We start from the raw sequence: 25144 nt of genomic DNA, 5'->3' as shown, positions 1-25144 counted from the left end.
CGTCTTTATCGTACCGCGCTGACGCCCTCTTCACTCAGACACGGAACGCTATGACGTCTTCAGATCCTGCGTCGGACTCCGAACGCAACCGTCTCGTCCGTATCGCCAACCTTGATCACGTGGCTGCCGGCGAAGCGCGGTCGGTAGATTCGGCGCAAGGACAGCCGCGCGGATTCACCGGTCGATGGTCCCGGCGCCAGTGGGGACAGGCCAGTTTGCTGGCCACCGCCGGCGCGCTGATTTTCGCGCTGCTCCCCGCCGGCTTCTCCAGTGCCATGCAGGCGGACAGCGGCAACATGCGCATGTCGACGATGGCCCTGGCCCTGCCGCTGGCTCCCGCCCCGGCAAAAGACGCGGCGCCATCCAGCTACTGGGAAACGGTCACGGTGCAGCCGGGCCAGACACTGGGCGAGATCTTTTCCAACAAGGGCGTGCCGGTCACCCTGCTGCACAGCATCCTGGAGACGGCGTCGGCCGAAAAGGCCCTGGGGCGGATCCGCCCCGGCACCGAGCTGGGGTTCGAGTTCGACCCGGACACCGGCAGCCTGAGCGGTTTCCGCTTCGAGCTCAGCAACACCGAACGCGTGGAGCTGGCCGTGGCCGGCACCGCGATCACCGAGCACGTGATCGAGCGCCCGGTCGAAGTACACACCGCGGTGATCAGCGGTGAGATCCGCAATTCGCTGTTCGGCTCGGCGCGCCAGGCGGGCCTGTCACCGAATGCCATCGCCACCCTGACCGACCGCATCTTCCAGTACGACATCGATTTCGCCCGTCAGGTGCAGCCCGGCGACCGCTATTCGGCGGTGGTCGAGGAGCTGTGGCGCGAGGGCGAGCGCGTGGGTAGCGGCGAGGTGGTGGCTGCCACCTTCACCACCGGTGGCAAGACCTTTACCGGCTTCCGCTTCGAGAACGATGGCAAGGTGGAGTACTACGACGCCAACGGCCGCCCGCTCAAGCGCAGCTTCATCCGCTCGCCGATCGAGTTCGCACGCCTGAGCTCGCGCTTCGGCAGCCGCAGGCACCCGATCCTGGGCACCATGCGCATGCACAACGGCGTCGATTACGCCGCCCGTACCGGCACCCCGATCATGGCCGCCGGCGATGCCCGGGTGCAGTTCCGCGGCCGCCAGCGCGGCTACGGCAACACGGTGATCCTGGATCACGGCCGTGGCCACACCACCCTGTATGCGCACATGTCCCGGTTCGGCAACGCGCGCCAGGGCGAGCGCGTGTCGCAGGGCCAGGTGATCGGCTACGTGGGCGCCACGGGCCTGGCCACCGGCCCGCACCTGCACTACGAATTCCGCGTCAACGGCGCGCACCGCGACCCGCTCAAGGTCACCATGCCACCGCCCGAGCCGCTCAAGGGCGCCACGCTGGCCCGGTTCAAGGCCGAGACCGCCCCCACCCTGGCCCGCATGGAGCAGTACGAAACCCTGCACTACGCGCGCCGCCAGGCCGAAACTGCGCCAGCGCTGGCTTCGGCCGGCGACAAGGCTTCCGGCGACCGCGGCTGATCCGCGACAGCCCGCTGCATGCAGCGGGCGCCGGCAACGGCTACATTGCCGACGCCCCTTACTGATGCGCACTCCTGATGCGCGCCGCTGATGCACCGGCATGGCCATGTCCTTCCCGATCCCGATTGAGCGCAGCCTCTACCTGGGCCTGATGTCCGGCACCAGCGCCGACGGCATCGACGTGGCGCTGGTGGATTTCGCCGCCGATGCACCGCTGCGGATGCTGTCCGGCCACGCCTGGCCCTGGCCTGCCGACCTGCGCCGGCAGCTGGTGGATCTCGGCCAGTCCAGCGCACCGCTGAGCCTGGATGAATTCGGCGAGCTGCACGTGCGTATCGGAGCCACGTTTGCCGATGCCGTCGAGGCGGCGCTGTCGGATCGCGGCATTGCGGCGGACCGGGTGGCGGCCATCGGATGCCACGGCCAGACCCTGCGCCACCGCCCGCACGGGCGCAACGGCGACAACGCCTTTCCCTTCACCCTGCAGCTGGGCGATCCCGCCATCCTGGTCGAGCGCACCGGCATCGCCGTGGTCGCCGACTTCCGCAGCCGCGACGTGGCGGCCGGCGGCCAGGGCGCCCCACTGCTGCCGGCCCTGCACGCGGCCCTGCTGCACAGCAATGGCGAAGACCGCGCCGTGTTGAACCTGGGCGGGATCGCCAACCTGACCCTGCTGCCAAGCGGCGCGGGCTCCGATGACCGGGCAGTGCGGGGCTTTGATACCGGCCCGGCCAACGGCCTGATGGATGCCTGGTGCCAGCGCCATACCGGCCAGGCCTTCGACCGCGACGGCGCGTTTGCCGCCAGCGGCCAGGTGGATGATGCGCTGCTGGCGCGGCTGCTGGCTGAGCCGTGGTTTTCCCGGCCGGCGCCCAAATCGACCGGCCGCGACCAGTTCCACCTGGACTGGGTACAGGCGCAGCTGCGGGGAAACGAATCACCCGCCGACGTGCAGGCCAGCCTGCTCGCCTTGACCGCCCACACCGTGGTTGACGCGCTGCGCGCAACGCAGCCGCAGACCAGGCGCCTCATCGCCTGTGGCGGCGGCGTGCACAACCCGGCCCTGATGGCGGCGCTGGCCGCCCGGCTGCCGGACTGCAAGGTGGAATCCAGCGCCGTCCACGGCCTGGACCCGGATTACGTGGAAGCCATGGGGTTCGCCTGGCTGGCCCGCCAGACTGCGCTTGGGCTGGCCGGCAACCTGCCGTCGGTGACCGGTGCCGCCGGGCCCAGGATCCTCGGCGCCATTTATCCGGCCTGATCCAGCCGGTATGATCCGGCCGCCCCGGGGAGCTTTCGCCCTACCGGATCAGTGGCTCCGCGCGACCCTGCCGATCATGGCAAAGCCCGGATCGTCGGGGATATTGCCCAGAGCCTCCAGCGCAGCCTGCAGCGCCTCGGCTTCGCCCCCTTCAAAAGCGCCGTCGCTCCCCTCACAGGCATGCAGGCCACGCTCCAGCACGTGCGTGAGCGCGCGCGACATATCCCAGCCGCGGCGCCTGGCAATCCGCTCAATGCGGTCCAACAGCGCCTCGTCAGCATTCCTGAATACGACTTCCGTCACTTTGCAGCCTCCCCCATGGACCGGCTGCGAAATTGCCACACTCCACCGCGTGCGGGCAATCTGGGGATAACCCGTAGTCTCAACCCGGCTGGGCGTCCGACCGGGCGTCCGGCGGGCTGTCCCGCGCCTGCGTCCGCAGCTGTCGCCGCTCGCGCACAATCAGGTACAGGCACAGCACCACCGCGGGAATCCCGATCGCCGCCACATAGATGAAGTAGTTGAACCAGCCAACTGCATCCACCACCTGCCCGCTGAAGCCGCCGATGAACTTGCCCGGCAGGGTCATCAGCGAACTGAACAGCGCGTACTGGGTAGCCGTGTAGCTGGCCGAGGTGAGGCTGGACAGCCAGGCGATGAACACCGCCATTGCCAGCCCGGCAAAGAAGTTGTCGCCGCTGATGGTGACCACCAGCATCCACGGCTCAGCGCCCACCAGCGCCATCAGCGCGAACAGCAGGTTGGTGGCCGCCGACAGCACCGCGCCCGCCAGCAGCACCCGCAGCAGGCCGTAGCGCACGGTAAGCACGCCGCCAACCAGCCCGCCGAGGATGGTCATGACAATGCCGTAGATACCGGAGATGTTGGCGATCTGCTGCTTGGTGAACCCCAGGTCCAGATAGAACGGGTTGGCCATGGCGCCCATGGAGATGTCGCTGATGCGGAAGGTCCCCACCAGCAGCAGTACCACCAGCGAATGCGGCCCGTAGCGCTTGAAGAAATCCACGAACGGATACACCACTGCGCCGATCACCCAGGCGATCGCGGTGCGCAGCGGAGCCGGCAGGTGGGCGTTGCGGCGGTAGAACGTTTGCGCCGCAGGCTCCATGAACGCCACGTCGGTGCGCCGCTGCACCTGCGGCTCGCGGCTGAGCAGGGTGGCCAGCACGCCCAGCCCCATCAGCGCGGCCATGGCCAGGTACACCTGGCTCCAGTCCATCCGCGCGGCCATGTGCAGGGCCCCCGCGCCGGCAGCCAGCAGGGCCATGCGATAGCCGAACACGTAGGTGGCCGACATCGCCGCCTGTTCCGCCGGCGGCGCGGCCTCGATCCGCCAGGCATCGATGGCGATGTCCTGGGTGGCCGAACCGAACGCCACCAGCAGGGCGAACAGGGCCAGGCGCACCAGGTCGGCCATCGGATCGGTCAGCGCCATCCCGGCCAGCCCGGCCACGATCACCAGCTGGGCCAGCAGGATCCAGCTGCGGCGCTGGCCCAGCAACCGGCCCAGCAGCGGCAGCGGCACCCGGTCCACCACCGGCGCCCAGAACACCTTGATCGAATAGGTAATGCCGATCCAGGTAAAGAACCCGATCGCGCCGCGGGTGACCCCGGCCTCGGTCAGCCACGCGGTGAGCGTGCTGAAGACCAGCAGGAACGGCAGCCCGGCGGAAAAGCCGAGCGCGAACATGGAGGCCATCCGCGGTTTGCCGTAGGTGGCAAACGCCCGCGACCAGCGCGAGCCGGCAGGCGCCGCCGCCTGCGCCGGCCCTTGGCTCACTCGCGGTAGTCCACGATGTACGGCGCGTGGTCGGAGTAACGCGGCTCGCGCAGGACCGAGCAGGCCACCAGCCGGTCACGCAGCGACGGCGTCACCAGCTGGTAGTCGAGCCGCCAGCCGACGTTGTTGGCCCGCGCCTGGCCACGGTTGGACCACCAGGTGTATTCGACCTCGTCGGGCTTGAGCGCGCGGAAGGTATCGACCCAGCCATGGTCGGGCTGCGGCGAGCCGTCGCCACAGGCATCGGCGATCTGGCCGTTGAGCCAGGCCCGTTCCGGCGGCAGGCAGCCGGAATTCTTCTGGTTGCTGGACCAGTTCTTGATGTCGTTGCGCGCGCGCACGATGTTCCAGTCCCCGCACAGCACGTAGTCGCGGCCGCTGGCCAGCCACTCGTCCAGGATCGGCCTGAGCCAATCCATCACTTCGAACTTGTAGCCCTGGCGCAGTTCGCCGGACGAACCCGACGGGATGTAGAACGACACTACGCTGAGGTTGCCGAAGCGCGCCTCGATGTAACGGCCCTCTTCGTCGAACGGCGCCCAGCCGAGCCCGGTGCGCAGTTCATCCGGCTCGCGGCGACTGTAGATCGCCACGCCGCTGTAGCCCTTCTTGGTGCTCGCATCGCGAAAAGCCACGTGATAGCCAGGCGGGCGGAACACCTCGGCGGAGAGCTGGTGCTCCTGGGCCTTGGTCTCCTGCACACACAGGATGTCGATGTCCTGGGTGGCGAACCAGTCGAAAAAACCCTTGTTTGCAGCCGAACGGATACCGTTGGCGTTGAAGCTGACGATGCGCATGGAGCTCCGGAAAAAAGACGGCGCGGCAAGGTTACCCTACCGCGCCGTCGGGCTCCCAACCCCGGGCTTCGTGTCGGACTATCGCTCCGGTGATGGGGTGTCCGTCGTGCTCGGCGGCAGGATCGGGTAGACCACCTCCGGCTGGCGCCCGGTGAGCGTGCGCAGGAAGGCCGCGATCTTCTCCGCTTCCTCCTCGCTGATCTCCCGGCCCAGCTGCGAGGTGCCCATGATCGCCACCGCCTGCTCCAGGTTCCACACCTGGCCGGAGTGGAAGTACGGCGCGGTCAGCTCCACGTTGCGCAGCGGCGAGGCGCGGAATACGTACTCGTCGGTGGCGGTGGCGGTGACTTCGAACCGGCCCTTGTCCTCTTCAGGCAGGATGTCGGCGCCCGGGCGCTCGAGCACGCCGAACGGGAAGTAGCTCTGGCCGCCGAAGTTGACGCCGTTGTGGCACGAGGCGCAGCCGGTCTCGAAGAACAGTTGCAGGCCCTCGACCTGGGTGGCGGTCATGGCGCTGTCGTCGCCTTCGAGCCAGCGATCAAACGGTGCGCCGGGTGTGACCAGGGTGGTCTCGAACGCCTCCAGGGCCACCGTCATGTCCTCAAAGGTGATGCCGCCCGAATCCGGGAACGCTTCGCGGAACAGCTCCACGTACTGCGGGATGCTCGACAGGGTTTCCACCACCAGCTCCGGCGTGCTGTTCATCTCCACGCTCGCCTGCACCGGTCCGCCGGCCTGCTCGGCCAGGTCCGCGGCGCGGCCGTCCCAGAACTGGGCGGCGTTGAACACCGCGTTGAACACCGTGGGCGAGTTGCGCGGGCCGCGCTGCCAGCCGTGGCCGACCGAGGCCGGCACGTTGTCGGCGCCGCCGGTGCCGATGCTGTGGCAGGTGTTGCAGGTGATCACGTGGCTGCGCGAGAGGCGCGGCTCGAAGAACAGCATCCGGCCAAGCTCCACCCGCTCCGTGGTCACCGGGCGGCCGCTGACTTCGGTCGGCGGATCAGGAATGACACCGAACAGCGACGAGGCGGTCTGGCGCAGGGTGTCAACCGCGCCACCGTCCTGCGTGCTCACGTTGCGGGCCGCGCTGTCGTCCTGCGTGCTCGCGTTGTCGGCCGCGATATCGCCCTGCTCGCTTGCAATGTCATCCTGCGCGCCGTCCGCGATCCCGCCCTGCGCCCTTGCGTTGTCGTCCGCGCTATCGCCCTGCGTGCACGCCACGCCGCCGGCCACAATCGCGGCCACCGCGCCCGCCATCAGCGCGATCCTCCATCGTTTGCCCATTGCTTCGCTCCTGCCTCTTGTCATGACCCATTCTGGCTGCCGGGGCGGCGCGCTGCATTGCGCGTAATCAATGCCCTCCCCTGCCGCCTCGCCACCATAACCCGCCGGGGTCAAGGCCGTGCGTAGGCCAGGCGCAGGCGTGGGCGCCGCCAGGTGCCTTAACATGCAGTCCCCGGACCACCGCCGCATGCAATGACCGACCACCGCTCCCGCTTCCTCCGTCTGGCCATCGAGGCCGATGCCCTGCGCTTCGGGGAGTTCGTGCTCAAGAGCGGGCGCACCAGTCCTTATTTCTTCAATGCCGGCCACTTTGATTCGGGTGCGCGGCTGGCGGCACTGGCCAGCTGCTACGCCGACGCGCTGGAGGCGGCGGGTACGGATTTCGACCTGCTGTTCGGGCCGGCCTACAAGGGCATCCCGCTGGCCACCGCACTGGCGTGTGAATTCGCCGGCCGTGGCCGCGACCTGCCGGTGGCCTTTGACCGCAAGGAAGCCAAGGCCCACGGCGAGGGCGGCTCGCTGATCGGCGCGCCCATGGCCGGACGCCGCGTGCTGGTGGTGGATGACGTGATCACCGCCGGCACCGCGGTCCGCCACGCGCTGGGGCTGATCACCGCGGCGGGCGGCATTCCGGCCGGGATCGTAATCGCGCTGGACCGGCAGGAGGTGATCGACACCGCCGCCAGCCCGCGCCGCTCGGCTGCCCAGGCAGTTGCCGCCGAGCACGCGATCCCGGTGGTGGCGGTGGCCGGACTTGAAGATCTGCTTGCGTTCACCGGTGAAAGCGCGACACTGTCGACTGAGCAGGCGCGCTTGCGCGATTACCGTACGCGCTACGGCGCCGCCTGAAGACGCATTCGACCGACCGGGGGGACGGAACAATGACCAACGCCATGGCCCGCATCGGCTTCATCATCCTGCCAGGATTTTTCATCCTGCTTGTCCTCGTGTCCTCCGCTGCGCTGGCGCAGCGCGGCAGCACCGAGCGGCGCCTGTATTGCTGGGAACAGGCCGGTCGCAAGATCTGCGGTGACGCCCTGCCCGCCTCCGCCGTCGACGCCGCCCGTACCGAGATCAGCGCCAGCACCGGCCGGGTCCGCGGCCAGGTGGGCCGGGCACTGAGCGATGAGGAGCGCGCCGCCGTCGAGGCCGAGGCGCGGCTGGCGGCACAACAGGTCGAAGCGGACGCCGCCGAACGCCGGCGCGACATGGCCATGGTCGAGTCCTACAGCACCGAGGCCGAGCTGGAACGCGCCTACGACAACCGCATCATCCTCATCGACGAGTCGGTCAAGACCTCGCAGATGGGCGTGGCCAACCTGCGCATGAGCCTGCTGACCCAGCTGCGCAAGGCGGCGGAGGCCGAGCTGCAGGGCCAGCCGGTAGCCAAACCGATGGCGGACAACATCGTCAGCCAGCACGGCGACCTGATGCGCCAGCAGGCGATCCTGGAGCAGCAGCTGCGGGAACGCGAAGAACTGGATGCCGACCTGCAGGAAGCCCGCGAGCGCTATCGCAGCCTCACCGCCGGGCGTCGCGGCCAGGACTGATCCAGGCCTCCTTGTGCCCGGGCCGGGCTGCGCACCCGCACCGCGGATCCATGGAAACAGCGCACCCTGTCACATGCTAGGGTGATTGCGCTCCTATCGGGGGAGGTCCCGATCCGGCACGCGGTGTCTTTTGCAAAGCCGTCTGCGGGAAGAATGTGCACCTGGCGACCCCCTTCGACGCCACCTGCAGCCAGGGCGGCGGCACGAATACGCCTGTCACTATCCGCAAGGAAGAGGGGACCCCATGGATCCAAGCACTTTTTCCCGCCAGTTCGAAGCCAGCCTGGGCCAGTACCTGCCCTCGGTGCTGGGCGCCGTGGCCATCCTTGTCGTCGGCCTGCTGGTGGCCCTGCTGGTCCGTAGCCTGATCCGCAACGGCCTCGGCCGCCTGCGCGTCAACGAACGCATCCACAGCCAGGCCCAGGACCCGGCTGCAAGCAGGCTGGATGTGGTCGGCATCGCGGCATCGATCGGCTTCTGGTTCATCATCATCATTACCCTCATCGGCGTGTTCAGCGTGCTGCGCTTTGACGGGCTGTACGCGCCATTCTCGGCGCTGGTGGCCGAGGTCATGCTGTACCTGCCGCGGATCGTGCTGGCCGGGATCCTGGCGCTGGTGGCGTGGCTGTTGGCCACGGTGCTGCGCGCCGGAATCAACCGCCTGATGGCCGCCGGACAGTGGGACGAGAAGCTGTCCGAATCCGCAGGGATCAAGCCGCTCTCCTCGGTACTGGGCAACGTGGTGTACTGGCTGGTGATCCTGCTGTTCCTGCCTGCGATCGTAGGCGCATTGCGCATCGACGGACTGATGGGTCCGTTGACCACCATGACCACGCAGTTCACCGCGGCCCTGCCCAACATCTTCGGCGCGGTGGTGATCGGCCTGGTTGGCTGGCTCATTGCCAAGGTACTGCGCGGGCTGGTCACCAACCTGCTTGAAGCCGCGGGGGTCGACCGCTTCAGCAACCGCGAGCACCTGACCGAAGGGGTGAAGCTGTCCAAGCTGGGCGGCACCCTGGCCTTCATCCTGGTGATCGTGCCGACCCTGATTGCGGCGCTGGACGCGCTGGCAATCTCGGCGATCTCCGATCCGGCGCGGAACATGCTGAACATGTTCCTGGTGGCGATCCCCAACATTCTGGCCGCGACGCTGATCCTGCTGCTGGCCTGGTTCCTCGGCCGCTTTGTGGCAGGCCTGGTGACCAAGCTGCTGGCCAACCTCGGCTTTGACCGGCTGCCGGCGCGGCTGGGCATGGGCCATGCGTTTGAGAGCGGGGATCCTGCGCCAGGCTCCGCCATCCCGGCCGCGCCGGGTGTACCGGAGCCGGGTGCCCTGGAGCCGGGTGAAGGGGCCATTCCTGGGGCGCGCGCTGAGCCCGCTGCGGCCGTCGTGCCGGCACGCACCAGCCTGTCGGCCTTCGCCGGCCAGGTGGCGCTGTTCTTCATCATGCTGTTCGCCACGGTGGAAGCCGCGCACCGGCTGGGCTTTACCGGGGTGCGTGACCTGCTGGCCACCTTCATCGCCTTCGGCGCCGACGTGCTGCTGGGCGCGGCGATCCTGGTGATCGGCTACTGGCTGGCTGATGTGGCCGCGCGTGCGATCCAGCGGGCCAACCCGGATGGACGTGCCGGGCTGGCGCGGATCGCCCGCGTCGCGATCCTCGGGCTGGTGCTGGCCATGGGCCTGCGGGCGATGGGCATCGCCGATGACATCGTCAATCTGGCGTTCGGGCTGGTGTTGGGTTCGGTGGCGGTGGCGACTGCGCTGGCGTTCGGGCTGGGTGGCCGCGAGGCGGCTGGGCGGATCACCGAGCGCTGGGCACAGGAGTATCTGGATCGGCGCAGGAACAACGACAGACCGGACCTCTGATCGGCCGGAACTGGTCGACAGTTGCAGCGATCAGGAGAAGAACGGCCCACTCATGCGGGCCGTTCTTCTTTCTGCCTGTATCCAAGTGATGCTCTCTGGGCAGGAGTCCCGGAAAGAGCTCATGCCTTCGCTTCAGCGCGCCGTGACCTGATTGGCCCCGCCGCGGCCGGCAGGCCTCCCTGCGAATGTCCCCCGGCAGCCGCGTGAAGGCGGCTGCCTCCTCCTTGATTTCGCCGGGAGGCCCGCCGACCACGACGGGGCTCGGCTTACGGAGAGATATGACGTCGGCGCAGGCGACGAAGGCCCCGGCTTTTGCTTTTGAACCACCGCGAATCCGGCACGCGGGCGCCGACGACCCATCAGCCCCTGCTTTCAGCTTCAGGCCTTGCGCACGAACTCCGACTTGAGCTGCATCGGACCAATGCCTTCGATCCGGCAATCGATGTCGTGATCACCATCCACCAGACGGATGCTGCGGACCTTGGTCCCGCCCTTGATCACCTGTGAGGACCCCTTCAACTTCAGGTCCTTGATCACAATCACCGTATCGCCGTCGGCGAGCGGATTGCCGTTGGCATCACGCACCTCAGCCGCCTGTTCCGCCGCAACCGCCTGGGCGGCCTGCTCCTGTGGAGACCACTCATGCCCGCACTCGGGGCAGACCAGAAGGTTGCGGTCTTCGTAGGCATAGCTGGAGTTGCACTTGGGGCAGTCGGGAAGGGTACTCATGATGGAGCTCGCACTGACATGAACAGGCACCATTGTCTCATTTGTGTTGAAACCTGGCCCCGGGCCATGCAGCCCCACCATCAGTGATCAGTCCGGATCGGGCGGCGGCATCTCATGGCGGACCCGCAGGTAGCGGGCAAAGCGCGGCACGCCATTGGCGGTGAAACCGTTGTAGCGGTAGGTCACGTGCAGGCCGATGGCGGGCGGGTCGGCGCGCAGGGCATCGCTCAGGCCGCTGCCGATGCGAAAGCGCAGTCCGTCCGGGCGCTCCACCACCAGGGCACCGGCCTGGCCGGTGTATTTACCGCGGCCGGGGGTGTAGCCCACTACCCGGGCTTCGGCGTCCTGGAAGGGTTTGAGCTTCAGCAGGGCATCACTGCGTCCGGTGCGGTAGCGCGCCTCATGGTGCTGCAGCATCAGACCCTCGCCGCCGGCATCCACCACCTCCTGCATCAAGGCCTGCAACCGGGCCGGCGTTGTGAGGCGGCGCTGCTCCACCGGTCGCAGCCAGGCTACGCCAGTCGCGGACAACAGGGTTCGCATGGCTTCCACGCGTGCGGCAAAGGGGCCTTCGTGCGCGGGCAGGTCGAAGACCATGAACTGCACTTCGTGCCAGCCGGGGTGCTCTCCTCCCTGCGTCCGCACGATGCCGCTGACGTCCTGGAAGCGGCCGCGTCCGGCCCACAGCTCGCCGTCCATGGGCACCGCCGGCCAGCCGGCGATGAACCAGTCGGGCGCCGGGACACGGTGGCCGCCACGCGTCCACAGCGCGCGGCCATCCCAGTGCCCGCGCACGCCGTCGAGCTTCTCGCTGACGAAGTATTCGGCGACATCGACTCCGTCGCGGTAGTCGGTCGCCAGCATGAGCCGCGGCGGAGCGGCAGCTGCCGGCAATCCCAGCAGCAGCGACAACAGCAGGACAAGTGCGATACGCATGGCCCATCCCTGGCAATGGCGTTGGAGACACCATTACCCGGGCCGCGAATCCGCGCCATCAGGAGCTGCGCATCCGCGGGGTAGGAAAACCCCGCACCAGAAGTCAGAACGGAAGTTCCAGCTCCGGATCGATCTTCAGCAGCTGCCCGCGGAACACGTTCTGGATCCGCTCCAGGGTGGTCTGGTCATCGGCGTCGAAGCGCAACACCAGCACCGGGGTGGTGTTGGAGGCGCGCACCAGACCCCAGCCGTCGTTCCAGTCCGCACGCACCCCGTCGATGGTCGACAGGCGCGCACCCTCCAGCTCGGCCGCGGCCTGGAAGCGTTCGACGAACTCATGCGGGTCATCGCCCGGTGCCGGCACCTTGATCTCCGGCGTGGACACGCCGGCGGGCAGGGCGGAGAGGATCTCCGACGGGGTCTCTTCGCGCGCGGCCAGGATTTCCAGCAGCCGCGCGGCGGAATAGATGCCGTCATCAAAGCCGTACCAGCGCTCGGCGAAGAAGAAGTGGCCGCTCATTTCGCCGGCCAGCTCGGCCTCGACCTCGCGCATCTTCGCCTTGATCAGCGAGTGCCCGGTCTTCCACATCAGCGGGCTGCCACCGTGGCGCAGGATGTGTCCCGGCAGGCGGCCGGTGCATTTGACGTCATAGACGATCACCGCGCCGGGGTTGCGCTCCAGCACGTCGGCCGCGAACAGCATCAGCAATCTGTCAGGGAAGATGTTCTCGCCCTCCCTCGTCACCACGCCCAGGCGGTCGCCATCTCCATCAAAAGCGATGCCCAGGTCGGCATCCAGCCGCTGGACCATGTTGATCAGGTCCTGCAGGTTCTCCGGCTCGCTGGGGTCGGGATGATGGTTGGGGAAGGTGCCGTCGATCTCGCAGTACAGCGGCACCACCTCGCAGCCGATCGCCTCCAGCACCCGCGGGCCGATCTCGCCGGCCACACCGTTGCCGGCGTCCACCACCACCTTGAGCCGGCGCTCGGTCTGCACGTCGCCGGCAATCCGGTCCACGTATTCGTCACTGATATCGCGCTCGCTCAGGCCGCCCGGCGCATCCGCCGTGTACAGCCGGTCATCGGCAATGCGCGAGTACAGGTCGACGACCGCATCGCCGGACAGCGTCTCGCCGCCGACCACGATCTTGAAGCCGTTGTAGTCCGGCGGGTTGTGGCTGCCGGTCACCGACACGCAGCAGCCGGTGCGCAGGTGGAAGGCGCCGAAATACACCACCGGGGTCGGCGCCAGGCCGATATCAATCACGTTGCGGCCCGCCTTGCGCAGGCCCGCGACCAGGCCGGACACCATGTCCGGACCGGACAGCCGGCCGTCGCGGCCGACAACGATGTCGGTCAGGTCCTGCTCCCGCATCAGCGAACCGATGGCATGGCCGATCAGCTCCGCAACGCCCACGTCCAGCGATTGCCCGACCACGCCGCGGATGTCATAGGCGCGGAAGATGCCGCGGTCGATTTTCACCGCCGGCGTCCTGGCCTTGGCCTCGCCTGCGCCGGCCTGGGCCGGCTTCGCCTCCGGGGCTGGATCGGCCTGCAGCGACTGGCTCAGGGTGGGGGATTCTTCTTCCACTGTTTCCTCCATTTGCAACAGCTTCGGCGCGACGCGCCAGCTCAGATAAGCCATGAACAGCAACACAAGTGCCGTGACGAAAGGCGTAAAGCCGCGCAGCCCGAAAGGGGCCGCCGGCGCCGCCGGCGCCGCCGCGACCACGCGCATGCCGGTGCCGGACACCGGCATCGACATCCGTTCGGCGGCCTCGATGTAATCGGAATTGCCGCGCTCAAGCAGGGTCACACCACCCTGGCGCAGGGCCAGGTACATCTCCGACTCCTGGATCGCAGCCTGCTCGGTGGCCAGGGTGGCGCGCGTCAATGGCAAGCGGACAAACGCCGCGCCCACCAGCGCCCCACCAGCGCGCGCTGGCGCCGCCAGGGCCAGGCGTGGCGAGCCGTCTTCGCTGATCACCCAGGCCACCGGCTGCTCCGCCACCAAGGCGCCTTCCAGCACCGCGGCGCGGCCAAACCCGTTTTCGCCCAGGCCGGTATAAACGCTCTCAAGGTCGGGCCCGTAGACCGCCAGCTCTTCAAGGTTGGGCCAGTCGGCAGCCATCGCCGCCGAAGCCGCTTCCAGGTCTCCGGCAGCCAGGGCCGCCTGCACCGGCGCGGACTCCAGCCGCGACGACAGCCGCTCCAGCTCGCCACCGACGCTGCGCGCGGTGGCGTGGGCCACGCCATCGCGCGCCTGGCCCAGCGCGCCACGGCGGCTCTCGTCCTGCATCTGCTGCCAGCCGCTCCAGGCCAGCCACAGGGCCAGCACCGCCAGCGCCACGGCCAGCAGCGGCAGCAGCGGCCGTGCGTGCGCCAGCATCTGACGCGTCTTCCGGGACTGCTCTGCGTTCATGTCCTTTCCCCCTGGTCAGCGCCGCCCGGTGTGCCCGAATCCCCCGGCACCCCGTGCGCTGTCAATGAAAGTATCCACTACTTCAAGAGTCGCCCGCACGATCGGCATTACCACCAGCTGGGCAATTCGATCACCCGGTTCGATGGTGTACGCCTGGTCGCCGCGGTTCCATACGCTGATCATGAGCGGCCCCTGGTAGTCGGCATCGATCAGCCCGGTGCCGTTGCCCAGCACGATACCGTGCCTGTGCCCCAGGCCGGAGCGCGGCAGCACCATCGCGCACAGGCCCGGATCGGCGATATGGATCGCCAGGCCCGAAGGCACCAGTTCCGCCGCGCCGGGCGCCAGCACCATCGGCGCGTCCAGGGCCGCACGCAGGTCGAGCCCGGCACTGGCTTCGGTGGCATAGGCGGGCAGTGGCCAGGCATCGCCATATCTGGCATCGAGCAGTTTGACCTGCAGGGTGTGGTGCATGCGGGGTTTCCGTAGTTGTCAGGGAAGGCGTCCGGCCACCAGGTCCAGCAGCTCACCGGCCAGTCGGGTCTTGGGGCCCGGGCCGAGCTGACGCTGCCCGCCAGGCCAGTACACCGACAGCGCGTTGTGATCGCTCTCGAACCCGCTGCCGGCCACGCCCACCAGGTTGGCGGCGATCATGTCCAAGCGTTTGGCTTCAAGTTTGCCGCGTGCATGCTGCTCGAGGTTGCCGGTTTCGGCGGCAAAGCCGACCACCATCTCCGGACGCTGCGGGTGTCGGGCGACCTCGGCCAGGATGTCGGCGGTGGGCACCAGCTCCAGCACCATGGTGTCGCCGGACTTCTTGATCTTCTCCCCCACCGCGGTGCGCGGGGTGTAATCGGCCACCGCTGCAGCACTGAGGTACACGTCCGCCGGCAGCGCGGACAGCACCGCCTCGCGCATCTGTGCAGCGGAACGCACGTCGATGCGGCGCACGTTTCCGGGCGTGACCAGAGATGTCGGCCCGGCCACCAGCACCACGCTGGCTCCGCGACCGACCGCGGCGGCCGCCAAGGCAAAGCCCATCTTGCCGCTGCTGCGGTTGCCGATGAAGCGCACCGGATCGATGTCTTCATAGGTGGGACCAGCACTGATCAACACCCGCTTGCCTGCCAGCACTCCGCTCATCGGCCCAGCGCCGCCACGAGCGCTGCCACGATGGCCATCGGCTCTGCCAGCCGGCCCGGGCCTGACTCGCCTTCGGCAAGCGGGCCGTCATCGGGGCCGACCACCTGGGCGCCGCGGCCGCGCAGCGTGTCCACGTTGGCCTGGGTGGCCGGGTGCCTCCACATGCGATGGTTCATGGCCGGGGCGATGGTCAGCGGCGCCTCGCTGGCCAGGCACAGGGTGGTGACCAGATCGTTGGCAAAACCGTGGGCGAGGCGCGCGATGAGGTTGGCCGTAGCCGGCGCCACCACGATCCGGTCGGCCCAGCCGGCCAGCTCCAGGTGACCCATGGATGCTTCGGCCTGGGCATCCCAGAGCGAGGTACGCACCGACTCGGCGGACAGCGCCTGGAAGCTGGTGGGGCTCACGAATCGCTGCGCGCTGTCGGTCATTGCCACGCGCACGCTGGCGCCCGCGTCGCGCAGGCGACGCACCAGTTCGCAGGCCTTGTAGGCAGCGATGCCGCCGCCCACGCAGACCAGGATGCGCTGGTCATGCAGGTTGTTTCCGGGCTGATCCATGGCGTCGGGAAAGTCCTACCGCGGTCCAAGTCCACAGCTTACCCGAACGCACGGCGTGGCCCGGCTGCGGCGATGCGCCGCGTGGCCGCTAATTGGAACCACGGGACGGCGGCCACGTGCCGCCCCGGCCGGCCTCCCCCTGACCGGCGGCATGCCCAAAAGCGTCCGGCCGCCGTCCCGCCCTCTCATCTGCTCTGAAGGAGTGCTCCTTGCGCATCCGAGACTGGCCCAGCGGCGAGCGTCCGCGGGAGAAACTGTTTGCCCGCGGCCCGGCGATCCTGTCCGACGCGGAGCTGCTGGCGATATTCCTCGGCTCCGGCGTGCGTGGCCAGGACGCGGTGTCCACCGCACGCAAGCTGCTGGCCGAACACGGGCCGCTGCGCGCCCTGCTGGAGCGCAGTGCTACGGAGCTGTCCAAGCTGCCCGGGATCGGGCCGGCCCGAGCTTCGCGGTTGGCATCGGCGCTGGAGCTGTGCAACCGCTTCCTTGCTGCCGGGCTCGAACGTGGCGACGCCTTGACCGACCCCAAGGCCGCAGGCATGTATTTCGCCCAGCGCCTGCGCAGCCATCCGCATGAGGTATTTGCCGTGCTGTTCCTGGATACCCGCCACCGCGCGCTGGCCTTCGAGGAACTGTTCCGCGGCACCATCGACGGCGCCGAGGTGCATCCGCGCGAGGTGGTGCGCAGGGCATTGGCACACAACGCGGCGGCGCTGATCGTTGGCCATAACCATCCAAGCGGCTGCCCCGAGCCTTCAGCGGCCGATCGTGCGGTGACCGCGCAGCTCAAGCAGGCGCTGGCCCTGGTGGACGTGCGCCTGCTGGATCACTTCGTGGTGGGCGATGGCGCACCGGTGTCGCTGGCCATGCGCGGATGGGTGTAGCCGGACTGTTCAGGCCTGCGGCCCGGCTTCGGCATCCGGATCGTAGAACAGGCACACCCTTCGCCCGTCCACTTCGGCCACGCTGATGGGAGTGTCGTAGAGATCGGTCAGCAGGTCGCCGCGGATGATCTGTTCCGGCGGGCCTTCGCTGTGCACCAGGCCCTGCTTCATCGCCACGATCTTGTCCGAATACCAGGAGGCGAAGTTGATGTCGTGCAGCACCACCACCACCGTGCGTCCCAGCTCATCGGCGGCGCGGCGCAGCAGGGCCATCATCCGGCTGGCGTGCCTGATGTCCAGATTGTTGAGCGGTTCGTCCAGCAGCAGGTAATCGGTGTCCTGGGCCAGGGCCATCGCCACGAATGCCCGCTGCCGCTGCCCGCCCGAAAGCTCGTCCAGATAGCGCGTGCGCAGGTCCTCCAAGCCCAGGTAGGTGATGGCTCGGTCCACGTACCCCTGGTCTTCGCGGGAAGGGCGGCCGCGATTGTGCGGGTAGCGACCGAATGCCACCAGGTCCTGCACTGTCAGGCGCACGGCCACATGGTTTTCCTGGCGCAGGATCGCCAGTCGCGTCGCCAGCTGCCGGGTGGGCGTGGTGGCCACGTCCAGCCCGTCGACTTCCACGCTGCCCGAGTCCATGTCCAGCAACCGGCTGATCATTGACAGCAGGGTGGATTTACCCGCGCCGTTGGGCCCGATGATCGACGTCACGCCCCCGGCCTGGAGGGTGACGGAGACGTCATTGACGACGATGTTGTCGCCGTAGGACTTGCTGACCGCACGGGTGACGATCATCTCGCCGCCCCCCTCAGGATCAGGAAGATGAAGACCAGTCCGCCGAGGAACTCGATGATGATCGACAGCGCGGTGCCGAACGAGAACACCCGTTCCATCAGCGTCTGCCCGCCCACCAGGCAGATGATCGCGAGCAGCACCGACGCAGGCAGAACGTGCCGATGGCGGCCGTCCCCGGCCAGGGCGTGGGCCAGGCTCACCACCAGCAGTCCGAAGAAGGTCACCGGGCCCACCAGCGCCGTGGAGACCGACACCAGCACGGCCATGATCACCAGCAGCTGCATGACCGTGGCCCGGTAGTCCACGCCCAGGCTGATCGCCGTTGCCCGCCCGAGCGAGACCACGTCCAGGCTGCGGTGGATCCGCCACAGCGCCGCCGACGCCAAGGCCACGATCACCACCGACACCCCCAGCAACGTGCGGTCGACCGAATTGAAGCTGGCGAAGAAACTGTCCTGCAGCACCAGGAATTCGTTGGGGTCCATCATCCGCTGCATCAGGTTGGCCAGGCTGCGGAAGAACACCCCGAACACGATGCCCACCAGCACTAACAGGTGCAGGCTGCGGCCGCCACTGATGAACAGCCAGCGGAACAGCGCCACGCTGAAGCCGACCATCGCCACCACCTGCAGCAGGAACTGCAAGCGTGGATCCACCGTGGCCAGCGCCCTGGAGGTGAAGAAGAAGATGACGAAGGTCTGGATCAGGATGAACAGCGTGTCGAACCCCATGATCGCCGGGGTCAGGATGCGGTTGTTGGTCACCGTCTGGAACAGCACCGTCGACACCGCGATCGAATAGGCCACCAGCACCAGGCCCAGCAGCTTGGTGCCGCGGAAGGGCAGCACGAACTGCCAGTTGCCGCGCGCGCCCAGCAGCATGAAGCAGGCGATCGCCGCCAGCGCCAGCACCACCAGCCCGGCGATCACCAGCCGGGGACGGTCCAAGCGCACGCTTGCAGCCATCAGGCTAGCCAGCTGCGCCACGGCGCCTCCGCAGCAGCAGGTACAGGAAGATACCGCTGCCGGCCACGCCGACCACCACGCTGATCGGGATCTCATACGGTGCACGCACCAGGCGCCCGAAGATGTCGCAGGCGAGCACGAATCCGGCCCCGCCAATGGCCACCCAGGGCACTGCCCGGCGCATGTTGTCGCCCACCAGCAGGCTGACCACGTTGGGCACCACCAGGCCGAGGAACGGGATGATCCCCACCGACACCAGCACCACGGCGCTGATCACCGCCACGATCACCAGCCCGCCCATCATCACCCGCCGGTAGTTGAGCCCCAGGCTGGTGGTGAGGTCCCGGCCCAGACCGGCCACCGTGAACCGGTCCGCGGCCAGCCAGGCCACCACCAGGCCGGCAAACCCGATCCAGAGCAGCTCGTAGCGCCCGCTGAGCACGCCGGAAAAGTCACCCACCCGCCAGGCCAGCATCGTGCCCATCAGCTCGTGGCGGTAGGCAAAGAATGTGGTGACGGCGCCGATCACCCCGCCCAGCATCACCCCCACCAGCGGCGGCAGGAATACATCGCGCAGCGGCACGAACCGCAGGATGCGCACGAACAGCGCCGTCCCGGCCAGGGCGAAACAGGCCGATACACCCATCTTGGCCATCATCGACCAGCCAGGCACCAGGATCGTCGCGGTCAGGAAGCCCAGCGCCGCCGAGTCCGCGGTGCCCACCGTGGTCGGCTCCACGAAGCGGTTGCGCACGACCATCTGCATCACCAGCCCGGCGATGGCCATCGATGCGCCCGCCAGCATTGCCGCCAGGGTGCGCGGAATGCGGCTGACCAGCAGCACCTGCAGATCGCGGTCGGCGGCTCCCGACAGCAGCGACGACAGCCGCACCGGGCTCACCCCGACCATCAGGCTTCCCGCCGCCAGCACGGCCAGCACCACCACCGCCACGGCCAGCGGCTGCAGTGACAGCCCCTGGCGCAGGGACGTGCTGACATCGACCCCCGCCCGGGCCGCCGGCGCACCGCGGATCACCTCAGGCCTCCGGTGCGACGGCGTCCAGCACCTGGGCAGCCAGGCGGGTGACCGAGGTGTAGCCGTGCATCACCACGTAGGCGGGCACCGGATCCAGGTACACAACCTGGCCCTCCTGCCACGCGGTGGTCTGGCGCACCAGCGCGTTGTCGAGCAGCGCGCGCGCCGCACCACTGTCACCCCCGGCCACGCCGGCATCGCGATCCACCACGAAGAGCCAGTCCGGATCGGCCTCGAGGATGAATTCGAACGACACCGAGTCACCACCGTGGAAGCGGTCGTCCACGTCCTCCATCACCGGCGAGAAGCCGGCTTCGGTGAAGATCCAGCTCAGGCGCGAGTTGGCGCCATACACGCCCAGGCGGCCGGCGTTGGTCACCAGCACCATGGCGGTACCGGCACCGGCGCTGCGCTCACGCAGCTCGGAGAACTTCGCGTCGATGTCCGCGCTGAGCTCGGCGGCGCGCTTCTCGCGGTCGAAGATGCGGCCCAGGGTGGCGATGTTCTGCTTCACCCCTTTTACCAGGCTGGCGTTGTCCACCGTCAGGTCGATGGTGGGTGCAATGCCGGACAGCTCGGGAAGCGCAGTACGCGAGCGGCCGGCCACGATCACCAGGTCCGGGCGGGCGGCACTGATGGTTTCGTAATCGGGCTCCTGCAGCGTGCCGGTCTTCAGGTAGGGATCGGATCCGTAATGCTGCAGGTAATCCGGCAGCCCGGCGCCGGGGACGCCGATCACCGCCTCCACGCCGAGCGCGTCCAGGATGTCGAGCACGGCCATATCCTGCACGACCACCCGCTGCGGCTGGCCCGCCAAGGTGATTTCACCCTGCTGGTGTTCGATCCGGATGCCTTCGCCGGTTTCAGCATTGGCAGTGGGGGTGGGGCCGCTGCAACCGGCCAGGGCGGCAACCAGCGCCGCCAGAACAATGATTTTCCTCATACGGCCTTTCTTCAGCAGCCGACGGGAGGCAGCTGACTGTGGGGGGGGATTGAATGACAATGATAATAGGAATCATTGTCAAAGTGGATCGATCAACCCGGCTCGTCCCCGGAAAGAGTCAGATTCGGACGCGATTCCAAGCCCCGGCGCCGGGCTCGGCTACACTATCGGGCCCTGCGCAATCCCCACGCACACCAGTGAAATCCCAGCTTCGCGCGCTAGTTTCCCAAGCTATCGATGTTCTCCGTGCCGACGGCCGGCTGCCTGCCGATGCCGCCGCGCCCGCTTACGTCATCGAACGCCCCAAGGACCGCAGCCACGGCGACTTTTCCACCAACGCCGCCATGTTGCTGGTCAAACTGGCCAACCAGGCCGGCCAGCGCACCAACCCGCGCGCGCTGGCGCAGGCGCTGATCGACGCGCTGCCGGAAAGCGATCTGGTAGCGGGGCTGGAGATCGCCGGGCCCGGCTTCATCAACTTCCGCCTCAGTCCTACGGCCTGGCACGCGCAGCTGCGCCTGGTGCATGCCCAGGGCGGCGCCTACGGTCGCAACGACAGCGGCGGCGGTCGCGTGGCCGGCGTGGAATATGTATCGGCCAACCCCACCGGCCCGCTGCACGTGGGCCACGGTCGCGCGGCGGTGATCGGCGACTGCATTGCGCGGGCGCTGGCCGTCAACGGCTGGAGCGTGAAGCACGAGTTCTACTACAACGATGCCGGCGTGCAGATCGAGAACCTGGCCCATTCGGTGCAGGCGCGCGCCCGCGGGCTGACCCCCGACGACGCCGGCTGGCCGGAGGACGGCTACCGCGGCGACTATATTGCCGACGTGGCCCGCGCCTATCTGGACGGAGCACGCGTTGAAGTGGAAGGCCAGACCGTGTCGGCCAGCGGCGACATCGAGGATTTCGACGCCATCCGCCGCTTCGCCGTGGCCTGGCTGCGCAACGAGCAGAACGACGACCTGGCCGCCTTCGGCGTGTCCTTCGACGTGTACTACCTGGAATCGTCGCTGTACGCCGACGGCAAGGTGGAGGACACCGTGAAGCGGTTGGTTGAACGCGGCCATGCCTACGAGCAGGACGGTGCATTGTGGCTTCGCACCACCGACTTCGGTGACGACAAGGACCGCGTGATGCGCAAGTCCGACGGCACCTTTACCTACTTCGTGCCGGACGTGGCCTACCACCTCAGCAAGTGGCAGCGCGGCTACGAGCGCGCGATCACCGAGCTGGGCGCCGACCACCACGGCTCGCTGGCGCGGGTGAAGGCCGGCCTGCAGGCGCTGGATGAAGGCATTCCGCAGGGCTACCCGGAATACGTGCTGCACCAGATGGTCACGGTGATGCGCGGCGGCGAGGAAGTGAAGCTGTCCAAGCGCGCCGGCAGCTACCTGACCCTGCGCGACCTGATCGACGAGGCTGGTCGTGACGCGACGCGCTGGTTCCTTGTGGCACGCAACCCGAATTCACAGCTGGTGTTCGACATCGACCTGGCGCGCAGCCAGTCGCTGGACAACCCGGTCTACTACGTGCAGCTCTCGCACGCGCGCATCTGCGGCCTGCTGCGGCAGTTGGACGAGCGCGGGCTTGGATTCGACCTCGAGGACGGCCTGTCACAGTTGCCGGACGTGGACAATCCGGCAGCGCGCGAGCTGCTGGATGCGATCTCGCGCTGGCCGGAAACGGTGGCCGCCGCCGGGGAACAGCTGGAACCACACCTGATCACCACTTACCTGCTGGAACTGGCACAGTCGTTCCAGACGTATTACAACGACAACCAGTTCCTGGTGGATGACGCCAGCGTGCGCAACGCGCGCCTGGCGCTGGCCCTGGCGACCCGCCAGGTGCTGGCCAACGGAATGGAACTTGTAGGCGTGGCAGCCCCGGAGAGGATGTAGTTCAAATGGCGGTAAGGAAAGGCAAGTCGCAGGCGCGACGCAACAGTGGCAACGGCAACGGGCTTCCCGGCTGGGCGTGGATGCTGATCGGCATCCTTGTCGCGGTGATCGCGATCCTGGTCGCACCCCGGTTCTTCAAGTCCGAAGGCGAGGACGGTTTCTACCGCCCACGCGCGAATCCCGACGCCACTCCGGCCCAGGCCAGCAGCCCGGGCGAGGACGACGCGCCCGCACGGCAGCCCGACCCGCTGCCCGCACCCACCAACGATCCCGAGTACGACTTCTACACCCTGCTGCCGGGCCAGGAAGTACCGATGACCGACGCCGAGCTGGCCGCCAGCGCCAAGGCCGAGCAGGCGCGCGAGCGCCAGGCGGCGCAGCGCGATGCGGACGCCGCGCAGCCGGCCGACACCGCCGCTGCCACCGCGGCGGCAACGCCGGTTACCACCCCGGACACTGCTGCTGCGCCCACGACGCCGGCAGCCACCCCCACGGCGACGACCGCACCTGCTGCTGACACCACCGCCCGCTACCTGCTGCAGGCCGGCTCGTTCAGCGCGTCCGGCGATGCCGAGGCACTCAAGGCGCGCATCGCCCTGCTTGGGCTGGGTGCACGCGTGGAATCGGCCCAGGTGGAGGGCCGCACCGTCTATCGCGTGCGCATGGGACCTTACGGCACCGCCTCGGAGCTGGCCGAAGCCAAGGGCCGGCTGGAGAACGGCGGCCTGGACGCGATGGCCATCCGGGTGCAGTAGCCCCGGGTGCAGTAACCATCCGAAGCACTACGGCGAAGGAGCGCTGACATGATCCGAACCAGTCCCCATCTGATGCTGTGCCTGGTCCTTGCATGGGCCGGCTCCGCCGCCGCGGCCGGCGTGAATTGCGAGGCCCCCGATTCCTGGGCCGAGCGCACGGTGTGCTCCAGTCCCGCGCTGCGTGGCACCGACCAGCAGCTGCAGACCCTGGCGCGCGAGGCGCGGGAGCGGAACCAGGACCCCGCCGCCTTCGATGCCGCCCAGGCCGAATGGGTCGACCAACGGCGCAATGCATGCAACACGATCCGCTGCTTGCAGACCAGCTACTCCAGCCGCATGGACGAGCTGCGCCTGCAGGTGGCCGGTGGCCGTCCGCCGCTGCTCACCCCGGGCACCTATCACCGCCACCCGGCGGAGGATGGATCCGCTCCGGCGCTGTGGATCGAGGTGATGGAACAGGACCGCTACCGGCTGCGGGTGCTGTCGGCCAGCGATGACATCCGCCCAGTGGAAGGGGAGTTCACCGAGCGCGTCGGCAGCGCGCGCTTCACCGCCCCTGGCTGCGCCTTCGTCCTGGCCTTCGCGCCGGACGTGATCGTGCTGTCAGGCGCTGCCGGCGAGCTGTGCGGCAGCGCGCTTGAAGGCAGCTATCTGCGTACGTCTTCAGACCAGTAAGCGGCGGGTCACGGGGTGACGCCGCCGGGCGGTTAAACTGGCGAGATGGAAAAAACCATCCTCATCACCGGCGCCACCGCCGGATTCGGTGCCGCCGCGGTGGACCGCTTCATCAACTCCGGCTGGCAGGTGATCGCCACCGGCCGGCGCGCTTCACGCCTGCAGGAACTGGTGGACCGCCATGGCGCGGCACGGCTGCACACCGCCGCCTTCGACATCCGTGACGCCGATGAAATGCAGGCCGCGCTGGATGACATTCCCGAGCCGTTCCGGGCGATCAACGTGCTGGTCAACAACGCCGGTCTGGCGCTCGGCACCGCGCCGGCGCAGCAGGCTGACCTGTCGCAGTGGCGGCAGATGATCGACACCAACGTGACCGCCCTGGCCAGCCTTACCCATGCGCTGCTGCCGACATTGATCGAACGTCGCGGCGCGATCATCAACATCAGTTCGATTGCCGGCAGCTGGCCCTATCCCGGGGGCAACGTGTACGGCGGCACCAAGGCCTTCGTCACCCAGTTCTCGCTGGGCCTGCGTTCGGACCTGCACGGCACCGGGGTGCGGGTGACCAGCATCGAACCGGGAATGGCAGAAACCGAGTTCACCCTGGTCCGCACCGGCGGCGACCAGGCGGCATCCGACACGCTTTACGGCGGTGCAAGCCCGATGACCGCGGCAGACATCGCCGACACCATCTTCTACGTCGCCACCCTGCCGCCGCACCTGAACATCAACCGGCTCGAGATCATGCCGGTGAGCCAGTCCTTCGCCGGTTTCCAGGTGCACCGGGCGTCGGGGGCGTAGCCCCGATCTACGGGACTTTCCCGGTGAGGCAACGTCGCATGTAGGTCGGGGCTACGCCCCCGACGCGCAGGTCACTCCGTCGGCTTGCCGTCGTAGTGATCCGCCTCGTGCTGGGCCCCGGCGATCGCCGCGGTGGCGTGCACGGTGCCATCGCGGTGTTCGGGCGGGCCGTACAGGGTGTAAAGCTTGAGCGGCTCATCGCCCCGGTTGATGACGTTGTGCTCCGCGCCCGCCGGGACAACGGCGATCTCATCGTGCTCCAGGGTGTGGCTGACGCCGTCGATCAGCAGGGTGGCCTTGCCCTGTTCGACCCGGAAGAACTGGTCGATGTCCGGATGCACTTCACTGCCGATTTCTTCGCCCGGCTGCAGGCACATCACCACCAGCTGCATGTGCGCGCCGGTGTAGAGCACACGGCGGAAATCGGTGTTCTCGAGGGTGCGCTCCTCGATATTGTCGGTATAGCCTTTTTTCATGGAACCTCCGTGCAACGGAACTGGTGAGGGGGGCGCC

General features: G+C 68.2%; 23 protein-coding genes and 1 pseudogene. 10 read left to right on the top strand and 14 right to left on the bottom strand.

Translation table 11 applies throughout. The annotated features are described in order from the left end of the window. Positions 1–50 precede the first annotated feature (50 nt). Both ACW7G3_RS05525 and ACW7G3_RS05520 read left to right on the top strand, forming a co-directional pair. Complete coding sequence (locus ACW7G3_RS05525; RefSeq protein ID WP_456981591.1) at positions 51–1520, top strand: peptidoglycan DD-metalloendopeptidase family protein; 1470 nt, start codon at positions 51–53, stop codon at positions 1518–1520. Between the two features lie 106 nt (positions 1521–1626). Next, entirely contained in the window at positions 1627–2781 is a 1155-nt protein-coding gene (locus ACW7G3_RS05520; protein ID WP_456981590.1) for an anhydro-N-acetylmuramic acid kinase, read from the top strand. 48 nt (positions 2782–2829) lie between these two features. Here ACW7G3_RS05520 and ACW7G3_RS05515 read toward each other — a convergent pair whose 3' ends face one another. From ACW7G3_RS05515 to ACW7G3_RS05500, 4 genes are all read right to left on the bottom strand, one after another. After that, complete coding sequence (locus ACW7G3_RS05515; RefSeq protein WP_456981589.1) at positions 2830–3084, bottom strand: hypothetical protein; 255 nt, start codon at positions 3082–3084, stop codon at positions 2830–2832. A 79-nt stretch (positions 3085–3163) separates the two neighbouring features. Then, a complete protein-coding gene (locus tag ACW7G3_RS05510; protein ID WP_456981587.1) occupies positions 3164–4582 on the bottom strand; it encodes an AmpG family muropeptide MFS transporter in 1419 nt (472 codons plus the stop codon). Further along, complete coding sequence (locus tag ACW7G3_RS05505; protein WP_456981585.1) at positions 4579–5379, bottom strand: exodeoxyribonuclease III; 801 nt, start codon at positions 5377–5379, stop codon at positions 4579–4581. The genes ACW7G3_RS05510 and ACW7G3_RS05505 overlap by 4 nt, the downstream gene beginning before the upstream one ends. Positions 5380–5457: 78 nt before the next feature. Continuing rightward, entirely contained in the window at positions 5458–6663 is a 1206-nt protein-coding gene (locus ACW7G3_RS05500) for a cytochrome-c peroxidase (protein WP_456981583.1), read from the bottom strand. 192 nt (positions 6664–6855) lie between these two features. On the opposite strand from ACW7G3_RS05500, the gene pyrE reads away from it, so the two are divergent. The 3 genes from pyrE (at position 6856) to ACW7G3_RS05485 (ending at position 10083) form a co-directional block, all read left to right on the top strand. Beyond that, complete coding sequence (gene pyrE, locus ACW7G3_RS05495) at positions 6856–7512, top strand: orotate phosphoribosyltransferase (protein ID WP_456981581.1); 657 nt, start codon at positions 6856–6858, stop codon at positions 7510–7512. 32 nt (positions 7513–7544) lie between these two features. Next, positions 7545–8213 (top strand): hypothetical protein, encoded by a 669-nt coding sequence (locus ACW7G3_RS05490; protein ID WP_456981579.1) that lies wholly within the window; start codon positions 7545–7547, stop codon positions 8211–8213. A 244-nt stretch (positions 8214–8457) separates the two neighbouring features. Then, on the top strand, positions 8458–10083 hold the full coding sequence (locus ACW7G3_RS05485; protein ID WP_456981577.1) for a mechanosensitive ion channel: 1626 nt from the start codon (positions 8458–8460) through the stop codon (positions 10081–10083). Positions 10084–10461: 378 nt separating this feature from the next. Here the strand turns inward: ACW7G3_RS05485 and ACW7G3_RS05480 are convergent, their stop codons facing one another. The 5 genes and pseudogenes from ACW7G3_RS05480 to coaBC all read right to left on the bottom strand — a co-directional run bounded on the left by ACW7G3_RS05480 (position 10462) and on the right by coaBC (position 15873). After that, on the bottom strand, positions 10462–10812 hold the full coding sequence (locus tag ACW7G3_RS05480) for a zinc ribbon domain-containing protein YjdM (RefSeq protein ID WP_456981575.1): 351 nt from the start codon (positions 10810–10812) through the stop codon (positions 10462–10464). An 87-nt stretch (positions 10813–10899) separates the two neighbouring features. After that, positions 10900–11748 (bottom strand): DNA ligase, encoded by an 849-nt coding sequence (locus ACW7G3_RS05475; RefSeq protein WP_456981574.1) that lies wholly within the window; start codon positions 11746–11748, stop codon positions 10900–10902. 103 nt (positions 11749–11851) lie between these two features. Continuing rightward, entirely contained in the window at positions 11852–14170 is a 2319-nt protein-coding gene (locus ACW7G3_RS05470) for a phosphomannomutase/phosphoglucomutase (protein WP_456981572.1), read from the bottom strand. 15 nt (positions 14171–14185) lie between these two features. Then, a complete protein-coding gene (gene dut, locus ACW7G3_RS05465; RefSeq protein WP_456974479.1) occupies positions 14186–14644 on the bottom strand; it encodes a dUTP diphosphatase in 459 nt (152 codons plus the stop codon). 18 nt (positions 14645–14662) lie between these two features. Further along, positions 14663–15873 (bottom strand): annotated as a pseudogene (gene coaBC, locus ACW7G3_RS05460) (bifunctional phosphopantothenoylcysteine decarboxylase/phosphopantothenate--cysteine ligase CoaBC). A 209-nt stretch (positions 15874–16082) separates the two neighbouring features. On the opposite strand from coaBC, the gene radC reads away from it, so the two are divergent. After that, entirely contained in the window at positions 16083–16757 is a 675-nt protein-coding gene (radC, locus tag ACW7G3_RS05455; RefSeq protein ID WP_456974477.1) for a RadC family protein, read from the top strand. 9 nt (positions 16758–16766) lie between these two features. Here radC and ACW7G3_RS05450 read toward each other — a convergent pair whose 3' ends face one another. The 4 genes from ACW7G3_RS05450 to ACW7G3_RS05435 are packed head-to-tail and all read right to left on the bottom strand — an operon-like array spanning position 16767 to position 20496. Then, the gene (locus ACW7G3_RS05450) at positions 16767–17552 is read right to left on the bottom strand and encodes an iron ABC transporter ATP-binding protein (RefSeq protein WP_456974475.1); all 786 of its coding nucleotides are present in this window, start codon (positions 17550–17552) and stop codon (positions 16767–16769) included. After that, a complete protein-coding gene (locus ACW7G3_RS05445) occupies positions 17549–18538 on the bottom strand; it encodes an iron chelate uptake ABC transporter family permease subunit (protein WP_456981571.1) in 990 nt (329 codons plus the stop codon). Before ACW7G3_RS05445 ends, ACW7G3_RS05450 begins: the two co-directional genes overlap by 4 nt. Next, positions 18522–19553, bottom strand: a complete 1032-nt coding sequence (locus ACW7G3_RS05440) for an ABC transporter permease (RefSeq protein WP_456981569.1) — start codon at positions 19551–19553, stop codon at positions 18522–18524. Before ACW7G3_RS05440 ends, ACW7G3_RS05445 begins: the two co-directional genes overlap by 17 nt. A 1-nt stretch (position 19554) precedes the next feature. Further along, positions 19555–20496 carry a siderophore ABC transporter substrate-binding protein gene (locus ACW7G3_RS05435; RefSeq protein ID WP_456981567.1) on the bottom strand — a complete coding sequence of 314 codons (942 nt, stop codon included), beginning with the start codon at positions 20494–20496 and terminating at the stop codon, positions 19555–19557. A 197-nt stretch (positions 20497–20693) separates the two neighbouring features. Between ACW7G3_RS05435 and argS the strand changes: the two genes are divergently transcribed. Genes argS through ACW7G3_RS05415 form a run of 4 tightly spaced genes read left to right on the top strand, consistent with a single transcriptional unit; the run spans position 20694 to position 24631 of the window. Next, positions 20694–22397, top strand: a complete 1704-nt coding sequence (gene argS / locus ACW7G3_RS05430) for an arginine--tRNA ligase (protein WP_456981565.1) — start codon at positions 20694–20696, stop codon at positions 22395–22397. 5 nt (positions 22398–22402) lie between these two features. Beyond that, positions 22403–23152 carry an SPOR domain-containing protein gene (locus tag ACW7G3_RS05425; protein ID WP_456981564.1) on the top strand — a complete coding sequence of 250 codons (750 nt, stop codon included), beginning with the start codon at positions 22403–22405 and terminating at the stop codon, positions 23150–23152. Positions 23153–23200: 48 nt separating this feature from the next. Next, positions 23201–23827, top strand: coding sequence for a hypothetical protein (locus tag ACW7G3_RS05420; RefSeq protein WP_456981562.1), 627 nt, complete (start codon positions 23201–23203; stop codon positions 23825–23827). Between the two features lie 45 nt (positions 23828–23872). Beyond that, positions 23873–24631, top strand: a complete 759-nt coding sequence (locus ACW7G3_RS05415; RefSeq protein WP_456981560.1) for an SDR family NAD(P)-dependent oxidoreductase — start codon at positions 23873–23875, stop codon at positions 24629–24631. 71 nt (positions 24632–24702) lie between these two features. Here the strand turns inward: ACW7G3_RS05415 and ACW7G3_RS05410 are convergent, their stop codons facing one another. Further along, positions 24703–25107, bottom strand: coding sequence for a cupin domain-containing protein (locus ACW7G3_RS05410; protein ID WP_456981558.1), 405 nt, complete (start codon positions 25105–25107; stop codon positions 24703–24705). Positions 25108–25144: the final 37 nt, after the last annotated feature.

It is taken from the genome of Luteimonas sp. A478 (assembly GCF_054052025.1).
This window is presented reverse-complemented; position numbering and strand designations above follow the sequence as displayed.